Genomic DNA, 18064 nt, shown 5'->3' with positions numbered 1-18064 from the left:
AGCAGACCTTGAACAGAAAATTGAAATGCTGCGTTGGCAGCCCGCGTTGCCGACATTGGCGGCAAGCGCACAGTATCGATACAGTTCTGAAAGCTACCTAGGGCGGTCTGGGGCGTGGGGGTTACGCGCAATCAAGCTTTCTATTTCGTTTATTGCTGCAACCGGCAAGGCACCGAAGGTCAATGCCGCTGAAATACCCTCAATTTGTTCTTCTGTCCGAGCGCCTGGAATCGGAATGTATGTTTCAGATTGGCCCCAAATCCACCCGAGAGCCCCCTGCACAAGCGTTCGGCCATTTGTGGTCAGTAAATCGCGAACCGAATCGAGTTGTCGCATGAAATCTGGATTTGCCCTGCCATCCGTATAGTACTCCATCCAGCTTTCGCCGGATGCGCGCACATCATCCGATGCGATAACGGTATTCTGATGGTACTTCCCTGAAAGCAGCCCCATCGCAAGTGGTGAGCGGATAAGGGACAACAGTCCTTCCTCTTGGACAACCTGTTGCATGCGAGGCGCATCGAAAAAGACGTTCATCACGTATTCGACCGCCTTGAAACCATCCCTGGACGAGGCCGCCCTGGCGTTTTGGGAATAGTCAGTGCTCCAACCATAGGCGCGCAACTTCCCCGCCTCTTTTAAACGGTCCAGTTCGTCAAACACGGCCTCGGCCTGGTCTATTGGCATATCGTTCACATGCAACAGCAAGAGATCAATCCGATCCCGTTCCAGCCGCGACAGACACCCATCTAGGGCAGGGCCAACCTGAGCTGGGGTGAAGGGGTCAAATGAAATCTGCCTGCTCGCTTCATCGATCCCAACCCCAATCTTTGTGACAATCAGGGTGTCGGGTCGATGCTTGAGCGCTTTGCCTAACAAACGTTCCGAATGCCCCGCGCCATAGGCGGCAGCGGTGTCAAAAAGTGTGATTCCACCATCCAATGCGGCGTGGATTGTACGAATGGAGACACCGTCGTCCGATCGGGTGTAACCCAACGACTGCTCGCCACAATACATTTTGCCGCCAATCGGCCAGCACCCCATGCCAAGGGGTGAGATTTCGGTTTCGAGAAAGTTCATGTGTGAGCCTCCTGACTGATCCTTCAGAAGAAACGCCATCACAGTCTTTTCATCAACAATACAAAATGTAAGTTTCATTTCATGTATGAAAGTTACTTTGACTGGGACAACCTGCGGCTTTTTCTTGCGGTTGCCAGAGCGGGCGGGCTTGGGCCAGCAGCTGAACAGACCAGCAAGAGCGCACCCACACTGGGTCGGCGCATGATCGAGTTGGAACGCAATCTGGGAACTGAGTTGTTTCACCGTAAACCGCGTGGGTACGATCTGACTGAGGACGGACAAGCGCTGTTGAAAAAAGTCGAAAGCATCGAAGCGCGTGTCCTACCTGTCACGGAAAGCGGCCTTGCCACCTCACCACCGTTGGTCAAAATTTCGGCCGGGACCTGGGTGACAAGGATTTTGATCAGCGCTGTCGGAAGACTTACGGGATCAATGTCAGTTCGGCTGCGTTTCATCTCGTCAGAAGACCTACTGAACATCGGGCACAGGGAAGCCGCGATTGGTATTCGAAATCACCGGCCAGAAGAGATAGGCTTGGCCGGTCGCAAGATCGGGCGAGTTCGGTTTGGAGTCTATGCTGCGGATGAAAGCATTTCGACCTGGGTTCGCGTGATGTCCAAAACACCCTCGGCCAGATGGGTGAGAGAGCATTCGCAAGAGGACGACGCCATCGAAGTTACGGCGCCACAAAATGCGCTTGAGCTTGCAAATGCAGGTCTTGCCCGAGCGGTTCTGCCAACTTTCATTGGAAACACGCAGCCGGGCCTGATACCAGTGTCACCTTTGATTGACGATCTGGAACATGATCAATGGCTCGTCACGCATCATGAAGATCGGTTTCTTGCTGAGGTGCGGCATGTCATAGATCGCGCCCATGCAGTGATGTCGGAAGCTTGTGAAAACGGTTGAACCGATGTTGGCTGTTAGCACTATTCGCCCAACCGTTCCATCAACCGGGCGTAAGCCGTTTGGCCACGTCTGAAGGTTGGCAGACGGAAGAACTCGTCCGGGGCGTGTTGGTTTTCATCCTCATGTCCAAAGGCAAACATGACGGCATGCAGACCCAGCTCGTCCAGTAAGGTCGACATCACCGGGATCGATCCGCCAACGCGGGTTTTGTAAGCGGGTTTGCCATAAACCTCTTCGAGAACCTGTCCCGCGATGGCAGTTGCGTTGTGGCCGGCCGGTACAAGAAACGGATCCGCGCGCCCGGGGTTGCGCGATACCTCAGCAGTGACACCCGGCGGGCAATGAGCCTCAACATGGGCCGAGATCAGATCAAAGATCTTTTCGGGATTCTGATTGGCCACCAAGCGACACGTGATCTTGGCCGAAGCAACCGCGGGCAAAACGGTCTTTGTGCCTTGCCCTTGCCAACCACTGGTCAACCCGTTGACCTCAAGCGTCGGACGTGCCCACAGATTTTCACGTGTGGAATAGCCTGGCTCGCCCAAGGTCTCTGGTGCTCCAGTCTGGGCAAGATAGGCCGCTTCATCCCAAGGCACCCGCGCAATTGCCGTGCGATCTTCATCGGTCAGCTCGATGACATCATCGTAGAAGCCATTCACCGTGATCCGACCATTGGTCGATTTCATACTGGCCAGCAACTGGGCAAGCGCCATCGCGGGATTTGCGACGCCGCCGCCATGCATGCCAGAATGCAGATCGGATTTCGCGCTCTGAACCGAGATCTCAAGTGAGGTGAGCCCTTTCAGACCCAGAACCAGTTGCGGCGTCTCGGTATCCCACTGACTTCCATCGGCTGAAAAGATCATATCGGCCTGAAGTCGGTCGAGATTCGCCTCGATAAAGGGCGGAAGGTCGGGCGATCCGATCTCTTCTTGGCCCTCAAAGAAAAACCGCACGTTCACAGGCAGCTTCCCAGTCTTCGCCAGCAATGCCTCAGCCGCGAGGATCGGTATTAACATTGCACCCTTGTCGTCGGTCGCCCCACGCCCGTAAATCCGATCGCCGCGGATCGTCGGCTCGAACGGAGGCGAGGACCAGAGCTCAAATGGTTCGGCTGGTTGCACGTCAAAATGGCCATAGATCAGGATTGTAGGCGCATCCGGCCCGGCATGCAGCCAATCGGCACAGACCACCGGATGACCTGCTGTCTCCATCATCTGAACGTTTTCCATTCCCGCCATAACCAACCGATCAACCACCCACTGCCCGGCCTTTCGAACATCGCCCGCGTTTTCGGGTTTGGCTGATACCGATGGAATACGAATGAAGTCGCACAGCTCTTCAACAAAGCGCGATTGGTGTGTGTCGAGATATTCGGTCCAGCTCATTCCATACCCTCTCTGATGCTGGCGCTCAACTTACGAAACTGGCCGTAGCCCGCAAGCCTGCGGAAGATAAATTGGGGTCAGGATCATAGCCAGCGCTCTTGCTCAACACCCGTTTGATATCAACCCGAGGCTTGCCGTGCGACTTAGTGGAGAAGGGGGCGAGCTTCGCCATCTACTCGTCGGTTAGCTGATAGAGGTCTCTTATGTCACCGCACCGCTTTAGGAGCCGTGAACCATACAGCAAGCGATAATCAAGGCATCCTGACCCTAAAATAGTAACATTTGAAGACGGTCGCGCTTCGTCTGCGTTTGCAAAACAAGTCTGCTGCATTTGCAGCAATGTCAGTTTCAAGGTCGAGATTATGAAAAACTAAACTGACGATGCCTTCAGCACTGCGAGATCAGGGCGTAGATAGGCCTCAGGGTAAGACATTGGTTTAGATGGCCCTCGGGGAACAACGCCATTCCAACTGCGCCCGAAATATCCCTGGCGGCAATGCACAAGGGATCCGGAGTTTGCAACGCCAGGCAGTGCATACACACGGCATAGCCAACGCCATAAGTATGGGTAGTCCAATATCCGCGCTCCGTTAAGCTTCATCCGCACATAGTAGACGGGATCATGGCGATAAAGCGTAGGGAACAGGCGCAGATCGGCCTCTGTGAAGTGAATGCCGGTTAAAAAAGGCCTGCCATCAGAAAGGAGCTGCTCCAATTGTTCAAGTGCCTCGAAATAGGCGTCAAATGCTGCCGTATAGATCGTTTGATCGGACGAAAATCCGGCCTTGTAGGCGCCGTTGTTGATCGCAGTGTAGATCAAGTCATTCAAGTTATGGATGTGTTGGCGCAGTGCTTCGTCGTCCGGGTAAAGCCTCACGCGCCTCTTTGCTGGGATGGTGCCGCCAAGGGACTCTGCAGAGGCATCCAACATGCGGATAATTTCGGCGCTTTCGTTGCTCACGATTTGGCCTGATTTCTTATCATAAAGGATCGGCAGGGATTGTTCTTCGGAGCCTTCGGCACGGTAAATATCTTTGGCAAGGCGCAGTCCTCTGCCAGTTCCGGTCTCTCCGGTGCACTCTGGCAAGGTCTCGCTTGTGAGCGAAGCAATGCGGTTGGGTGCGAACTCCCACAGGTTCGGTCCTTCTGGATCGTCTTTGCCAGTGCGGTTGGGAAATGCCACATCCATCGTGACGCCGTCCTGCAACCCCAGAACACTGCGCGCCAAGGTCACGCGATGACACCACGGGCAATTCAGCGCCACAAACAGGTGATATCGGTTGGGTTCTGCAGGAAAATCCGGATCGCCAACGGAGTGGCGAAAGCCGCTGACGCCGCGCACAAATTCACCCCGTGCGCGGCGCTCAGTGATGGCAGTCTGGTCTTCTTCAGTAGATGTGTCGGTCATGACGTCAGCATCATCCTCTGAGTCTGTGATGCAAGATAATTGGTACGGCCAATTCTTCTTCATCACTCAAGTGGCGTTCCAGAAACGCTTTGATCGCTTCGCTTGTCGCATGGAGCTGCCCGGTCTCATCATAGGCTTGGGCCTCATCCAGAGCAGACAGTTTGATCACACGGTTCGCTGCGCGGGTGAAATCATCCAACACCTTGTTCAGATCGGCGTGATCCTGTTCCAGAAGCTCAAGCCCCGCATCAAATCGCGGGTCTGCAGTCGACAATTCAGGGAAATAGCTACGATCTTCCCAGCCGTGATGACCATGCAGGCTCCCGACCAGGTTGCCGCCATAGTGGGACAGCCGCCCAGCATAATCGTCCAACCCCAAATCGTTGTTCAACACATTTTCCATGTCCAATCGAATACGTTCCGCCAAGTGGTGGAACATCAGGTGTGCGCCGAGCCAATGCTTGGTTTTTTCTTTGAACCCAGGGTGCGCATCCCAGCTGTCGCGCGGGTATTTTTCCAAGAGAAACCGCATCTCTTTCGGCATATCGTCTTGGCGGATAGTGTATTTATCGAGCATCGGTCGTCTCCTTTCGTGACATAGGTGGGAAATCGGATCAGTCTCACCAGTAGCGCAAAACGCACAGTGACTATGCGTCAGCGAACCCCCGCAAAGTGCATGCCGCCTTGATCAGCGATCGCGTATTTAAGTTGGTGATGTCACGTTGCGTGAAGTCAGACAGGCTGTCTTGGCCGCAAACGCCAGCGTAGACCTGCATAAATTGAGCGGTTATACCAGAGTTTCGCGCGAACCGTTCCGCACCGACCTTCAATTCAAACACTGGGTTGTAATGCACGCTCTAGTGCGCGCTTCTCCGTTGGCCATTCAGATTAGAAGTGCGGGGCAAAAAAAACGTACCCCGCACCAGCTTCTAACGACCGCCCGCTTTCCCGGGCATGTTCATCCGCTTGGCCGTTCGTCGTGGCATTTTCATGCGCAGGTCACGCGGCGGTTTGGCTTTGGTCTTCACACGATTCGCAGATTTCGATGTGTCCTCCGCAGCAGGAAGGGTTCGCACAAGGGCGATTTTTGGTGGCTTAAAGGGCATATTGCACCTCATGACAAAAAGAAGCTTAAGTCGCGCAGATGCACGACTACGAATGCCCACAAGGGGCTAGCGTCGTGTGTCCATTGTCAGAGTCCTCCGCAGGAGTGTTTCGGTGCGCATTCTGCCATTTAGGTCAGCGCGCGGCGGGATCAGAAAGTATGCTGGTCCATTGTCAGAATATCCTTTGCGAGTGTTGGGAGCGTCTCAGACAACCGAGTATTTGTCAAACCTGTTCAACGAACAGCGACATTTGTCGCCTCGCTTCCGAGCGCGGCCCTGAACTGCGGTTGGTCGATCGGTATCATTGCAATTGCGCGTGGCGTCAGAGAAGAAAATTTCTGCTCAACCAAAACAGACTGCAGTCCTGCATCAAGAACCTTGAGACTACCCCAATTGTTCATGCGGGCATTTCTTAGGCTTATTGCTGATCAATTTCGAATGCTCGGCGATCAAGTCAGCCAACTCTGGCCGGCATGAACCGCAGTTCGTTCCCGCACTAAGGGCGTCTCCGATATCGTCCACATTGATCAAACGCTTGTCGTGAATGGCGCGGATAAGGGTTTTTAGCCCGACTTCGAAACACGAACAGACGATTGGGCCGCAGTCCTCAGAATCAACAGATGAATGGCCAGACAGAATCTGCTGAGGCGTTACCTCAGGCAAAGTTGCCAAATAGTCTCGCATCAGGGTGATAGGTCGGCGCGAGACGAAGAGCACTGCCAGAATGCGCTGACCGTCTGACAGCGCAATTCTATAAGAGCCGCGTTTGGGATCTTCTACTGAAGTAGCCGTTGCATCCGGTAAACTAAACCAAACGCGAGCGGTCTTTTCCCAGTCTTCAATAATCTGGTTCCCTGCCAACTCCATCCTGTAGCCGTTGGTTGTTCTGGCTGTCGCCGAATACTCTGCTTCAGGGAACGCTGCATCGGCTGAAACGGCGAAACCGTACCATGCTGCTCTCATACGTCGAACAGATACTGCTGTTGATTTGCTTTCCGGCTGACCAGAAATCGGGTCAGTTACACTAGGAATTATCTCGTTTACACGGGCCGACGGTGCCGTTTCTCCGGTCCAATGAATGGGCGCAAACACATTGCCACGCGCAATAGATTCCGTAATGCGAAGCCGAAATATGCCGCTTCCGACTGAACTACTAACTTCGACCAAATCGGCAGGACCAAGCCCCAGTTGATCAACGTCCTTTGGGTTCATTTCCAAATAGGGCTCGGCAAGGTGGGCCGATAAACGAGGCGACAATCCGGATCGGGTCATGGTGTGCCACTGATCCCGATTTCTCCCTGTGTTCAACAGGAAAGGGTAGCGTTCTGATGGCTCTGCCTTGGGCGTTCGATGGGTGACCGGCACAAACCGCGCCTTGCCATCAGGATGAAAAAACTGCCCGTCTCCGAAGAAACGACCGTCAGTTTTCCGCGATGCCGTGGGCCATCGTGTCGGGCACATCGCATCATAATCTTCGTCGTTGATGTCCGAAAAGCCAGCAATCTCAAAATCTTTGCCAAATGAGACGGCAAGCGAGGACATGTTCGCATATTCCCTAAAAATCTGCGCCGCAGACTCATAGCTGAAGGCCTCGGCCCAACCCATGCGGCGGCCAACCTCGGCCAAGATATCCCAATCCGCACGTGCCTGTTCCGGAGGGGTCAGAACGGCGCGTTGCCTGCTGATCATGCGGTCGGAATTGGTTACTGTGCCGCTTTTTTCGCCCCATCCTGCTGCTGGAAGCAATACGTCTGCGAGACGCGCGGTGTCTGTTTGGGCAGTCAGGTCGCTTACAACGGTGAATGGGCAGTTTTTGATCGCCGCCTTGACTCGATCGGCGTCCGGCATCGTGGCCGCTGGATTGGTGTGGATGATCCAAAGTGCTTTGATCTGGCCATCTTTAACGGCGCGAAACATGTCGACAGCTTTGAGCCCCTGCTTTTCTGGCAGGATGGGCGCTTTCCAAAAGTCCCGGACGGCTGCTCTGTGGGCCTCGTTTTCGATATCCAGGTGACACGCAAGCATGTTGGCCAGACCGCCGACCTCTCGACCACCCATGGCGTTCGGTTGGCCGGTAACCGAGAACGGGCCCATCCCTGCGCGTCCGATGCGCCCCGTAGCCAGATGGCAGTTCAGGATCGCGTTGACTTTGTCTGTTCCGCTGGAGGATTGGTTTACGCCTTGACTGAAAATCGTAACAACCCGCTCGGTTCCAATCCACAGATCGCAAAACGCTTCGATTTCACCTAGGGTAAGTCCGGTCTCATCCGGATCATCAAGCTGTGCGAGTTCGAGGGCTTCAGTGTACCCTACGCTGCGATCCAGAAAATCCGGTGCCACATGCCCAGATTGGTGAATTCTGCTCAGCAAGCGGTTGAACAATGCCACGTCACTGCCGGGTTGCAACGCCAGATGGAGATCGGCCTGATCGCAGCTTGCAGTTCGACGCGGGTCGACAACCACAATCTTCGTACCGCGCGCCTGACGCGCAGCTATGACGCGTTGATAGAGAACGGGATGGCACCATGCGAGGTTTGAGCCAACCAAGACAACCAAATCAGCCTCGTCCAGATCCTCATAAGTCCCGGGCACGGTATCTGTACCAAAGGCGCGTTTGTGTCCTGCCACAGTTGACGCCATACACAGTCGAGAATTGGTGTCGATGTTGGCCGACCCCATAAAACCCTTCATCAGCTTGTTGGCGACGTAATAATCCTCTGTCAGCAACTGCCCCGAGACGTAAAATGCCACGCTGTCCGGTCCATGGTTCTTGATTGCGGCAGAAAACCGATCTGCGACCAGTTGCAGCGCGTTGTCCCAGTTTGTGTCTCGGCCGAAGGCGCGAGGAGCCAGCAACCGATGTTCCAGCCCAACTGTTTCGCCCAAAGCCAATCCTTTCGAGCACAAACGCCCAAAATTCGCTGGATGATCCGGATCGCCGCGAACGGACAAGCCTCCGGCCCCATCGGGCCGCAAAAGCACACCGCAGCCGACCCCGCAATAGGCGCAAGTCGAGCGAACTTCGGGCAGGCCACTTCCGTCCATCAGGCGGCGCTCCGCCGGGTAACTGCGCTGTCGTCTAACAGGATACGGTCGTCTTCAATGCGCACGGGATAGATGGTGATGCGGCCATCATCCGCGCCTTGCGCCTCGCCCGTATTCAGGTCAAATACCCAATTGTGCAATGGACAGGTCACCGACTGCCCGTGCACGATACCCTCAGACAAAGGACCGCCCTTGTGCGGACAGCTGTTGGTCGCGGCATAGACCTCCACCTCGGCAGTACGGAAGACAGCGATGCAGCCGATATGCGTCTTGACCAGACGCGCCCCACGCAAGGGAACCTCGTCGATATGTCCGATGTCGATCCAGCTCATTCTGCGGCCTCCAGTGTGAAATCTGCAATTGGCGCGTAGGTTTGCGCTTTTTCTTTGACATGTTCGGCCCACGGGTCTTTGCGGTAGATGTTTTGCGACAGTTCAAACCGCGCGACGAGGGCCGCGCGATTTTCAAGGTCGTCCACGACCTGCACCTTGACCCAGTCCATGCCCACCTTACCCAGCCATTTATATAAACGGTCCAGATACTTGCCGCCTTCGCGATAGGCCTGCGTGACGGCCATCACGATCTCGATCGCTTCTTCTTCGGTAGGAATCTGACAGAGTAGCTCGGTCTCTTTGACATCCATCCCTGCGGCCCCGCCGATGCTGATCTGATAGCCAGATTCGACGCAGACCACGCCGATGTCCTTGCAGGTCGCCTCGGCACAGTTTCGAGGGCAGCCAGATACGGCCAGCTTCAGCTTGTGCGGCGTCCACGACCCCCACAGGATTCTTTCAAGCTTTATGCCAAGCCCGGTGCTGTCCTGAGCACCAAACCGGCAATGATCGGTGCCGACGCAGGTTTTGACCGTGCGCAGACCTTTGGAATAGGCGTGGCCAGAGACCAGCCCGGCTTTGTTCAGGTCTGACCACATGGCGGGCAGATCTTCGCCTTTGACGCCCAGCAGATCGATCCGCTGACCGCCCGTGACCTTGACGGTGGGAACATCGTATTTATCCGCCGCATCTGCAATCGCGCGCAGTTCGTCGGGCGTGGTGATCCCGCCCCACATACGCGGTACAACGCTGAACGTGCCATCCTTCTGGATGTTGGCGTGTTTGCGTTCATTGACGAAACGGCTTTGTGGGTCGTCTTGGTATTCCAGCGGCCAGTCGGCCAGCAGGTAGTAGTTGATCGCGGGCCGACAGACATGGCAGCCATTGGGCGTCGTCCAACCCAGTTCCTGCCAGACGGCAGCCTGACTTTTTAACTCCTGCCCTTTGATCAGGCGTCGCACATCCTCATGAGTCAGGTCGGTGCATCCGCAGACCGGCTGCGCGGCAGGCATCTGGAACGCGTCGCCCAGAGTGACCTGCAACAATTGCTCAACCAATCCTGTGCAAGTTCCGCAGGATGCGCTAGCCTTTGTGGTCGTGCGCACCGCGCCCAGATCACCCGCCCCCGCATTGATCGCCTCGACGATGTCACCTTTGCATACGCCGTTGCAGCCGCAAATCTCCGCCTCATGCGGCAATGCTGCAACGGCTGAGAGAGGGTCCGCAGTGTCGCCCCCCTGATATGCGGGTCCGAAGATCAGCGTCTCGCGCATTTCTTCTACGCTGGCGCCGTCTTTGATGAGGCCAAAGAACCAGCTGCCATCAGTGGTGTCACCAAACATGACCGCGCCGACCAGCCGATCCTCTTCAATCACAAGCCGTTTGTAGACCCCGCGCGAGGGGTCGCGGAACACGATATCCTCGCGCCCCGGCCCATCCGCAAAATCCCCCGCACTGAACAGATCGCAGCCGGTGACCTTCAACTTGGTCGATAGGGTTTTCTGAGCAAACGCAGCCTCTTCACCCAACAAAGCCTGCGCAGCCACTTTCGCCTGATCGTAAAGCGGCGCGACAAGACCGAAGACTGCGCCGTCATGTTCGACGCATTCACCTACCGCAAAGACATCCGAATCCGAAGTCAGCATCTGGTCATCCACATGGATACCGCGCCCGGTGGCCAGCCCAGCCTCTTGCGCCAGAGCTGTGTTGGGGCGGATACCCACGGCCATGACAAGCAGATCACAGGGCAATTCGGTCCCGTCGTCCAGAAGCAGCGCGCGGACCTTTCCGTCCTGTCCGAGGATTTCTTTAGAGTTCGCCTGCAGGCAAATCCTGATGCCTTTGTCTTCCAGCGATTTCTTCAGCAGGTAGCCTGCGGCCTCGTCCAGCTGTCGCTCCATCAGGTGACCCATGATATGCACCACCGTCACGTCAACGCCATGGGCAGCCATACCCGCGGCGGCCTCGAGCCCCAGCAAGCCGCCGCCGATCACGACCACCTTGTTGTCAGGGCCCATGCGTATCATCTGCTCGGTGTCTTCCAGATCGCGGTAGGCAATCACGCCCTCCAGATCATGCCCTGGCAGAGGGATCATGAACGGGTTAGATCCGGTCGCAATCACCAGCTTGTCATAGGGAACGTGGCCGTTCTGACCTTCGACCACCTTCATCTCGCGGTCGATCTTCGCGACCTTTTCACCAAAGCGGCAGGCAATGCCCCGCGCGGCATACCACGCGTCGTCATGGGTGACGATCTCGTCATAGGTTTTCTCGCCCGACAGCACTGGGCTGAGCATGATGCGGTTGTAGTTCCCGCGCGGCTCGGCATTGAACAGGGTGATTTCGAACGTATCCGGCGCGGCTTCGGTCAGGTGTTCCAACACCCGGCCTGAGGCCATACCCGCGCCTATGACAACAAGTCTTTGCTTCATGATTTCACTCCGCTGCAATCGCCTTGGGGGCGGGTGTTTTTGGCTTGGCGCCATGTTCATATTCTTCGAGGAAATCGAGGACTTCCTGCCGGTAAGCATAGTAATCCGGGTGCTCCAGCAGCGCTTTGCGCGTGCGCGGACGCGGCAGCTCAACCTTGGTGATCTTGCCGATCGTTGCCTGCGGACCGTTGGTCATCATCACCACGCGATCGGCCAGTAAGATCGCCTCATCCACGTCGTGGGTAACGCAGATCGCAGTGACCTTGGTGCGGGACCAGACCTCCATCAGGACTTCCTGTAATTCCCATCGGGTCAGGCTGTCGAGCATGCCGAAGGGCTCATCGAGCAACAGCAGTTTGGGGGACAAAGCAAAAGCACGGGCGATGCCGACGCGTTGCTTCATGCCGTTCGATAGGTCGCTTGCGGATTTGTCCATCGCGTCAGCCAAACCGACGCGTTCCAGATAGTATTCAACAACATCCTGACGCTCGGCCATGCTGGCCTTTGGATAGACCTTGTCCACCCCAATCGCGACGTTCTCCTTGGCGGTTAACCATGGGAACAGGTTGGGGGATTGGAACACCACCGCGCGTTCGGGATCGGCCCCTTCGACGTGACGGCCATCCAGCTTGATCGCACCCTTCGAGATGTCGTTCAGCCCCGCCGCCATGGTCAAAACCGTGGACTTGCCACAACCCGAATGGCCGATCAGCGAGATGAACTCGCCCTTGTCGATCTTCAGTTCGAAATCCTCGACCACGGTCAGAGGGCCTTTGGGCGTCGGATACACCTTGTGAAGCTGCGAGAAGTCGAGGAAGCGGTTCTCGATCAGCCCCTTTTGCGCCTCGGCCACCGCCGTTGGAACACCGTGGATTGGGGTGACATCCGGGAGGATACGCGAGCCTTCGACCTTGGCCTCGATCCCCACATCCATCAGGTATTTGGTGACGTCCGCGCGCAGGCGTTTGAAAGTCTCGTCATTGTTCATGGCTCCACGATCCCGAGGGCGCGGGATTGAGACAGGGAATTCCTGCCCCAGCGTGCCATCCGGGTTCAGGGCAATGATACGGTCGGCCAGAATGATCGCCTCATCAACGTCATTGGTGATGAGGACACAAGTTTTCTTGTCAGCTTCCCAAATATGTTCGATCTCATCGGCCAGATTGGCGCGGGTCAGCGCGTCGAGCGCCGACAGAGGCTCATCCAGCAACAAAACTTCGGGGTTCATCGACAACGCACGCGCCACGTTGACCCGCTGGCGCATCCCACCCGACAGCTCTGCCGGTCGGCGCGTCGCGGCGTGACTGAGGCCGACCATCTTGACGTAATGCGCGACTTTTTCGGCCTTCTCGGTCTTGCTGAGACCCGGAAATACCGTATCCACCGCCAACCCCACATTGCCACTGACCGTCAGCCAGGGCATCAGCGAGTAGTTCTGGAAGATCACGCCACGCTCAGGGCCCGGCCCTTTGATCGTAGTGCCTTTGAAGGTGACCTCTCCGCCGGTTGGGGTGTCCAGCCCAGCCATCAGATTGATAAGGGTGGTTTTGCCGGTGCCGGAAAAACCGAGGATCACCAGAAACTCACCCTCTTGCACGTTAAGATCGATGCCTTTCAGCACATCCGTGCGCGCGGTGCCTTCACCGAAGGATTTCGAGGCGTTCTTGAAACTTAGGATGCTCATCGCATTCACCGGTTGTTTGTGAAGGTAAACAGGGATTGCAGCGCGTACATCACCCGGTCCAGCAGGAAGCCGATGATACCGATGGTGAAGACCGCAACCATGATCTTGGCGAGCGAACTGGAGGAACCGTTCTGGAACTCATCCCAGACGAATTTGCCCAGACCGGGGTTCTGCGCTAGCATTTCCGCCGCAATCAGAACCATCCAGCCGACGCCCAGTGACAGGCGCAGGCCGGTGAAGATCAGAGGCAGAGCAGAGGGCAGCACCAGTTTGGTGATCTTGGTATAGGTGTTCATTTTCAGGACTTTGGAGACATTCACCAGGTCCTTATCGATGGAGGCTACACCCAAAGATGTATTGATCAATGTGGGCCATAGCGAACACAGGGTCACGGTAATGGCCGAGATCAGGAAGGATTTCGCGAACCAGCCGTCATTGGTGACGTAAACGGCCGAAACGATCATCGTGACGATCGGCAACCAGGCCAGAGGCGAGACCGGTTTGAAGATCTGGATTAGCGGGTTTAGGGCTGCATTTGCAGTCGGAGACAGGCCGGCCGCGATACCAAGTGGGACCGCGATAACGGTGGCGATCAGAAACCCAAAAAACACTGTTTTGATCGAAGTCCAGATTTGCTGGTAATAGGTCGGAGCACCCGTGAAAGCGACCTCTTTCACTTTCTCCGGCTGGCCAGCGTCAATGAATTTCTGATTGCGCTTCTCGACCATGGCCTCGAACTTCGCGCGTTTGGCCGCTTTGGCCTTGGCATCCTGGTTCAGGCTGACCATCTCTTCCCAAACCTGCGCCGGCCCCGGAACCGCGCCGAGAGAGGTCTGCACCTTGGGGGCCAGCGTTCCCCACAGCAACAAGAAGGCGCAGATCGACAACAGAGGCACGATCAGCAACCGCCAGATCTCGGTCATCTGTGCGCGCGGGTTGTCCCCGGCGGCGGCTTTCAGGACCGGGGTCGCCCAGCTGAGACCCAGAACCTGGAACCATTTGTCGGCTGCATTGATGCGGGTGAAAAGGCGAGCGCGACGTTCCTCTCGGGCAGCGTCTTCGTTGAATTCGGGATCGACCGTTGTCATCTAATGTGTCCTTGCGATGGCGGGGCACTTTGGGGGCTGCGCCCGGCGCGGGCCGGGCGCGGGGTTTGGGGAATTAGCCTTGCACGTCCGAGCCGATGATCTTCTGCTCGCCCTTCAGGCCTATGGACAGGCTTTCGAGATAGGCGTTGGGTGTGCGTCCGTCGTAAGCGATGCCGTCAATGATATCCTCGGCCGGGGTCGGCGCTTTGTAACCATCGCTGTCCCAGGGGAAGTCGGCTTCATTCGCCAGACCTTCGTCGACCAGCAAGCGGGCGGCTTGCAAATAGATCTCGGGTTTGTAGACGGACTTGGCGACCTCGTCATACCAGCTGTCGGGCTTGGACTCGGCAATCTGCCCCCAGCGGCGCATCTGCGTCAGGTACCAAACGGCGTCCGAGTAGAACGGATAGGTCGCGTTGTAGCGGAAAAACACGTTGAAATCGGGGACCTCACGCTTGTCGCCCTTCTCATACTCAAACGTGCCGGTCATCGAGTTGGCGATCACCTCATAGTCCGCACCCACATATTCAGCCCGGCTCAGAATCTCGACGGCTTCAGGGCGGTTGGCATTTTCGTTCTCGTCCAGCCACATCGCCGCGCGGATCAGGGCCTTGGTCACGGCAAGAGTGGTGTTGGGGTACTGTTCTGCGAACTCGGCATTGAGACCAAAGACCTTTTCGGGGTTGTTCTTCCACAGCTCGTAGTCGGTAATAACCGGAACGCCGATACCCTTGAACACAGCCTGCTGATTCCACGGCTCACCCACGCAATAGCCATAGATCGTACCGGCCTCTAACGTGGCAGGCATCTGCGGTGGAGGGGTCACCGACAGGAACACATCCGCACCAATCTGACCGGTCACGTTTTCAGGGCTGTAGTAACCCGGATGCAGACCACCGGCGGCCAGCCAATAGCGCAGCTCGTAGTTATGGGTCGAAACCGGGAAGACCATGCCCATGTTAAATGGCTTGCCTTCTGATTTGTACTTCTCGACGACCGGGGCCAGAGCCTCGGCGCTGATCGGATGCTGGGGACGGCCGTCGTCCATCACCGGGATGTTCGGCTTCATCTCTTCCCAAATCTCATTGGACACGGTGATGCCGTTGCCGTTCAGGTCCATCGAAAATGGCGTGATGATATGGGCTTCGGTCCCATACCCGATGGTTGCGGCCAATGGTTGTCCGGCCAGCATATGTGCGCCGTCAAGCTGTCCGTCAATCACGCCATCCAACAGCACCTTCCAGTTTGCTTGTGCTTCCAGCGTCACGAACAGGCCTTCGTCCAGAAAGTACCCATTCTCATAGGCGACAGCCAGCGGCGCCATGTCGGTCAGTTTGATAAAGCCAAAGGTCAGTTCGTCTTTTTCCAGTTCCAATTCGGCCAGTGCTGGAGACACAAGCGCCGTCGTCGCGGCGAGGCCTAAAAGAAGCTTTTTCATCTCGATCCCTTTCGGTTCAGCCCAACCCCATGGGCAAACAAAAAAGCCGCCGACACAGTCCGCCGGGAGGAGGTGGCGGATGGTCGAGCGGCTTTGCTCTTCTAAGGTGCCCTGGATTGTGGGCGAATTCCGTCGGTGGGCGTCGTTGCCTTCCGATGTCCCGATTAAGTCAGACGCGCAGTGCGACGTCATCATTTTTTGACATCTTCTCTTCGAGAATACTGCAGCGCAGCAAGAAGAGATGCTGCGCTGCAAAAAAATTGTGCAATCTTACCCTGCGGGCTCGAAAATGCGCCGGTCGAAGAAGACGTTCCGAGACAGAATCAGGCTGCCATTGGCTGAGGCAACTGCCGTCGACTCAGACAAAGCTCCTTCAAGTTTCTCGGATGCGCCGGGTGTTTCCACACCAAGCCCTTGCAACTCGCGACGATAGAGATCACTTCGAAAGACCTTGGCTGCTTGTCGTTCCGCTGTCCCGACGTCCAGCCCGTTTCTTAGCGCCAATTGATGCGCGACCCATTTTGCCTGACTACGCCACGGGAAGGTGGCAGCACCGTCAAAAAACTCGACAAACCCTTCCACACTGCGTTGCTCGCCGCGTGCAGATATGGCGAACTCACCCATTAACGCTCGGTCGATCAGCTCGGGTGAGACATTGAGGTAGCTTTTGCGTGACAGCATCTCGGACGCGGTTGTTCGGCTGTCCGTGTTTGACAGCCAGCGTCCCGCACGCCATACGGTCCGCATGAGACTTCCCAGCAAATGCGGTTCCGTCTCGGCCCAGTCGTTTCTGACTGCCAACACCTTTTCAGGTGCACAAGTCCAGATCGCCTTTCCGGGCAACAGCAGTGCGCCAACACTGTCGTCCACTGCGAAGGAGCCCCAAGGCTCGCCCACGCAAAAGGCATCGATCTCGCCTCCCGCAAGCGCCTGCGCCATGAGTGGCGGCGGGACGGTGCGGATTTCGACCTGTTTTGAGGCCAGTTTGGTTCCCGCAATCCAATAGCGCAGCAGCTCGACATGCATTGAAAATGGGAAAGGCACGCCAAACACCAAGACTTCATCGGCAGCTTTTGCCAGTGCAGCCCCAGCCGCAGCGGCATCGGTGAAATCAAAACCATAGCCCTGGTCGATCAGTCGCTCGGCCAATTGCGTTCCAACACCTATAACATTGCCGTTCAAAGACAGGACAGATACCGCAGATAGCGGTGTCGCGATTCCACCAAGACCCAAAGCCATCGCAACGGGGACAGGCGATAGTAGATGCGCCGCGTCCACATGCCCAAAGGCCAGCATATCGCGCAAAGAGGACCACGATGGCGCCGGACGCAGGTCCAGCGAGATGCCTTCAGCATGGTCGAACCCCATTTCGCGCGCAACGATCAACGGGGCCGCGTCGACAAGCGGCATATACGCGACGGGCAGTGTTACGGTTCTCATGACAACAACCCCGAAGCAGTGACCAAGGCTTCGGCCACCTCGGCGACGCGGCGGTTTTGGTTCATCGCGGTTTTTCGGAGTAGCGCATAGGCTTCATCTTCCGAAATGCCCTTGGCTTTCATCAGCAAACCTTTTGCGCGGTCGATCACTTTACGCTCTTCAAGCGCACGGCGGGTTTCTGCAAGTTCAGTCCGCATCTGGCGCAGCACCTGAAACCGAGCGATGGCGGTATCGATAACAGGTTTAATTCGCTCAGCTTGCAATCCATCGACAACATAGGCCGATACACCGGCCTCAACAGCAGCTTTTGCCAATCCGCCTGCGGCGCCTGAGACGAACATAGCCACGGGTCGTTCCAATGGGCCCGAAGCAACGGTAAGTTCTTCCAACATATCTCGAGAGGGGTTGTCGATATCAATCAGGACAATATCTGGGCTATGAGTAGCAATTTTCCTTGCCAGCCCGGAGACATTGCCGATTACAGAAACGTCTACGTCTCCGGCCTCTTTAAGAGCATCTACAATCGCAAAGGCTCGTTCTTGGTTCTGCTCGACTACAACGACAGTTAGATGTTGGTTCATAGGGTCACAAGTGAGGCCAAGGCGCATTGGTAGCAATTCCAGCGCCATTTAATGCTTCATCAGGCTGCCGTTCGCCCAATTTTTCAGCTTGATTTCACACTTAGCGGAATACCTGCACAGTTTTTCTACATGC

Annotated in this window: 13 protein-coding genes; 1 reads left to right on the top strand and 12 read right to left on the bottom strand. The window is 56.3% G+C overall.

Annotated features, from left to right (window positions below; genetic code table 11):
* Window positions 1-93 precede the first annotated feature (93 nt).
* Entirely contained in the window at window positions 94-1080 is a 987-nt protein-coding gene (locus tag ACR0NM_RS16435) for an aldo/keto reductase (RefSeq protein ID WP_170392828.1), read from the bottom strand.
* 81 nt (window positions 1081-1161) lie between these two features.
* Between ACR0NM_RS16435 and ACR0NM_RS16430 the strand changes: the two genes are divergently transcribed.
* Window positions 1162-1989, top strand: a complete 828-nt coding sequence (locus ACR0NM_RS16430) for a LysR family transcriptional regulator (protein WP_170465191.1) — start codon at window positions 1162-1164, stop codon at window positions 1987-1989.
* 20 nt (window positions 1990-2009) lie between these two features.
* On the opposite strand, the gene ACR0NM_RS16425 is transcribed toward ACR0NM_RS16430, so the two are convergent.
* The 11 genes from ACR0NM_RS16425 to ACR0NM_RS16375 all read right to left on the bottom strand — a co-directional run bounded on the left by ACR0NM_RS16425 (window position 2010) and on the right by ACR0NM_RS16375 (window position 17931).
* The gene (locus ACR0NM_RS16425) at window positions 2010-3377 is read right to left on the bottom strand and encodes a dipeptidase (protein ID WP_480615731.1); all 1368 of its coding nucleotides are present in this window, start codon (window positions 3375-3377) and stop codon (window positions 2010-2012) included.
* Between the two features lie 370 nt (window positions 3378-3747).
* On the bottom strand, window positions 3748-4785 hold the full coding sequence (locus ACR0NM_RS16420; RefSeq protein ID WP_170392825.1) for a glutathione S-transferase C-terminal domain-containing protein: 1038 nt from the start codon (window positions 4783-4785) through the stop codon (window positions 3748-3750).
* A 10-nt stretch (window positions 4786-4795) separates the two neighbouring features.
* On the bottom strand, window positions 4796-5362 hold the full coding sequence (locus ACR0NM_RS16415; RefSeq protein WP_480615729.1) for a hemerythrin domain-containing protein: 567 nt from the start codon (window positions 5360-5362) through the stop codon (window positions 4796-4798).
* A 913-nt stretch (window positions 5363-6275) separates the two neighbouring features.
* The gene (locus ACR0NM_RS16410; protein WP_480615727.1) at window positions 6276-8936 is read right to left on the bottom strand and encodes a molybdopterin-dependent oxidoreductase; all 2661 of its coding nucleotides are present in this window, start codon (window positions 8934-8936) and stop codon (window positions 6276-6278) included.
* Window positions 8936-9268, bottom strand: a complete 333-nt coding sequence (gene nirD / locus ACR0NM_RS16405) for a nitrite reductase small subunit NirD (protein WP_170392822.1) — start codon at window positions 9266-9268, stop codon at window positions 8936-8938. Before nirD ends, ACR0NM_RS16410 begins: the two co-directional genes overlap by 1 nt.
* A complete protein-coding gene (nirB, locus tag ACR0NM_RS16400) occupies window positions 9265-11700 on the bottom strand; it encodes a nitrite reductase large subunit NirB (RefSeq protein ID WP_480615725.1) in 2436 nt (811 codons plus the stop codon). Before nirB ends, nirD begins: the two co-directional genes overlap by 4 nt.
* Window positions 11701-11704: 4 nt before the next feature.
* Window positions 11705-13384: an ABC transporter ATP-binding protein gene (locus ACR0NM_RS16395; RefSeq protein ID WP_480615723.1), complete on the bottom strand. Its 1680-nt coding sequence runs from the start codon at window positions 13382-13384 to the stop codon at window positions 11705-11707.
* A 5-nt stretch (window positions 13385-13389) separates the two neighbouring features.
* Window positions 13390-14472, bottom strand: a complete 1083-nt coding sequence (locus tag ACR0NM_RS16390) for an ABC transporter permease (protein WP_480615721.1) — start codon at window positions 14470-14472, stop codon at window positions 13390-13392.
* 73 nt (window positions 14473-14545) lie between these two features.
* Window positions 14546-15910: a CmpA/NrtA family ABC transporter substrate-binding protein gene (locus ACR0NM_RS16385; protein WP_480615719.1), complete on the bottom strand. Its 1365-nt coding sequence runs from the start codon at window positions 15908-15910 to the stop codon at window positions 14546-14548.
* Window positions 15911-16180: 270 nt separating this feature from the next.
* Window positions 16181-17350: an ABC transporter substrate-binding protein gene (locus ACR0NM_RS16380; RefSeq protein WP_480615717.1), complete on the bottom strand. Its 1170-nt coding sequence runs from the start codon at window positions 17348-17350 to the stop codon at window positions 16181-16183.
* Window positions 17347-17931 (bottom strand): ANTAR domain-containing protein, encoded by a 585-nt coding sequence (locus ACR0NM_RS16375; RefSeq protein ID WP_170513598.1) that lies wholly within the window; start codon window positions 17929-17931, stop codon window positions 17347-17349. Before ACR0NM_RS16375 ends, ACR0NM_RS16380 begins: the two co-directional genes overlap by 4 nt.
* Between the last annotated feature and the right edge of the window lie 133 nt (window positions 17932-18064).

The organism is Ruegeria sp. AF2 (assembly GCF_056542025.1).
The sequence above is the reverse complement of the archived record's forward strand: the minus strand, read 5'-3'. Positions and strand labels throughout refer to the sequence as shown.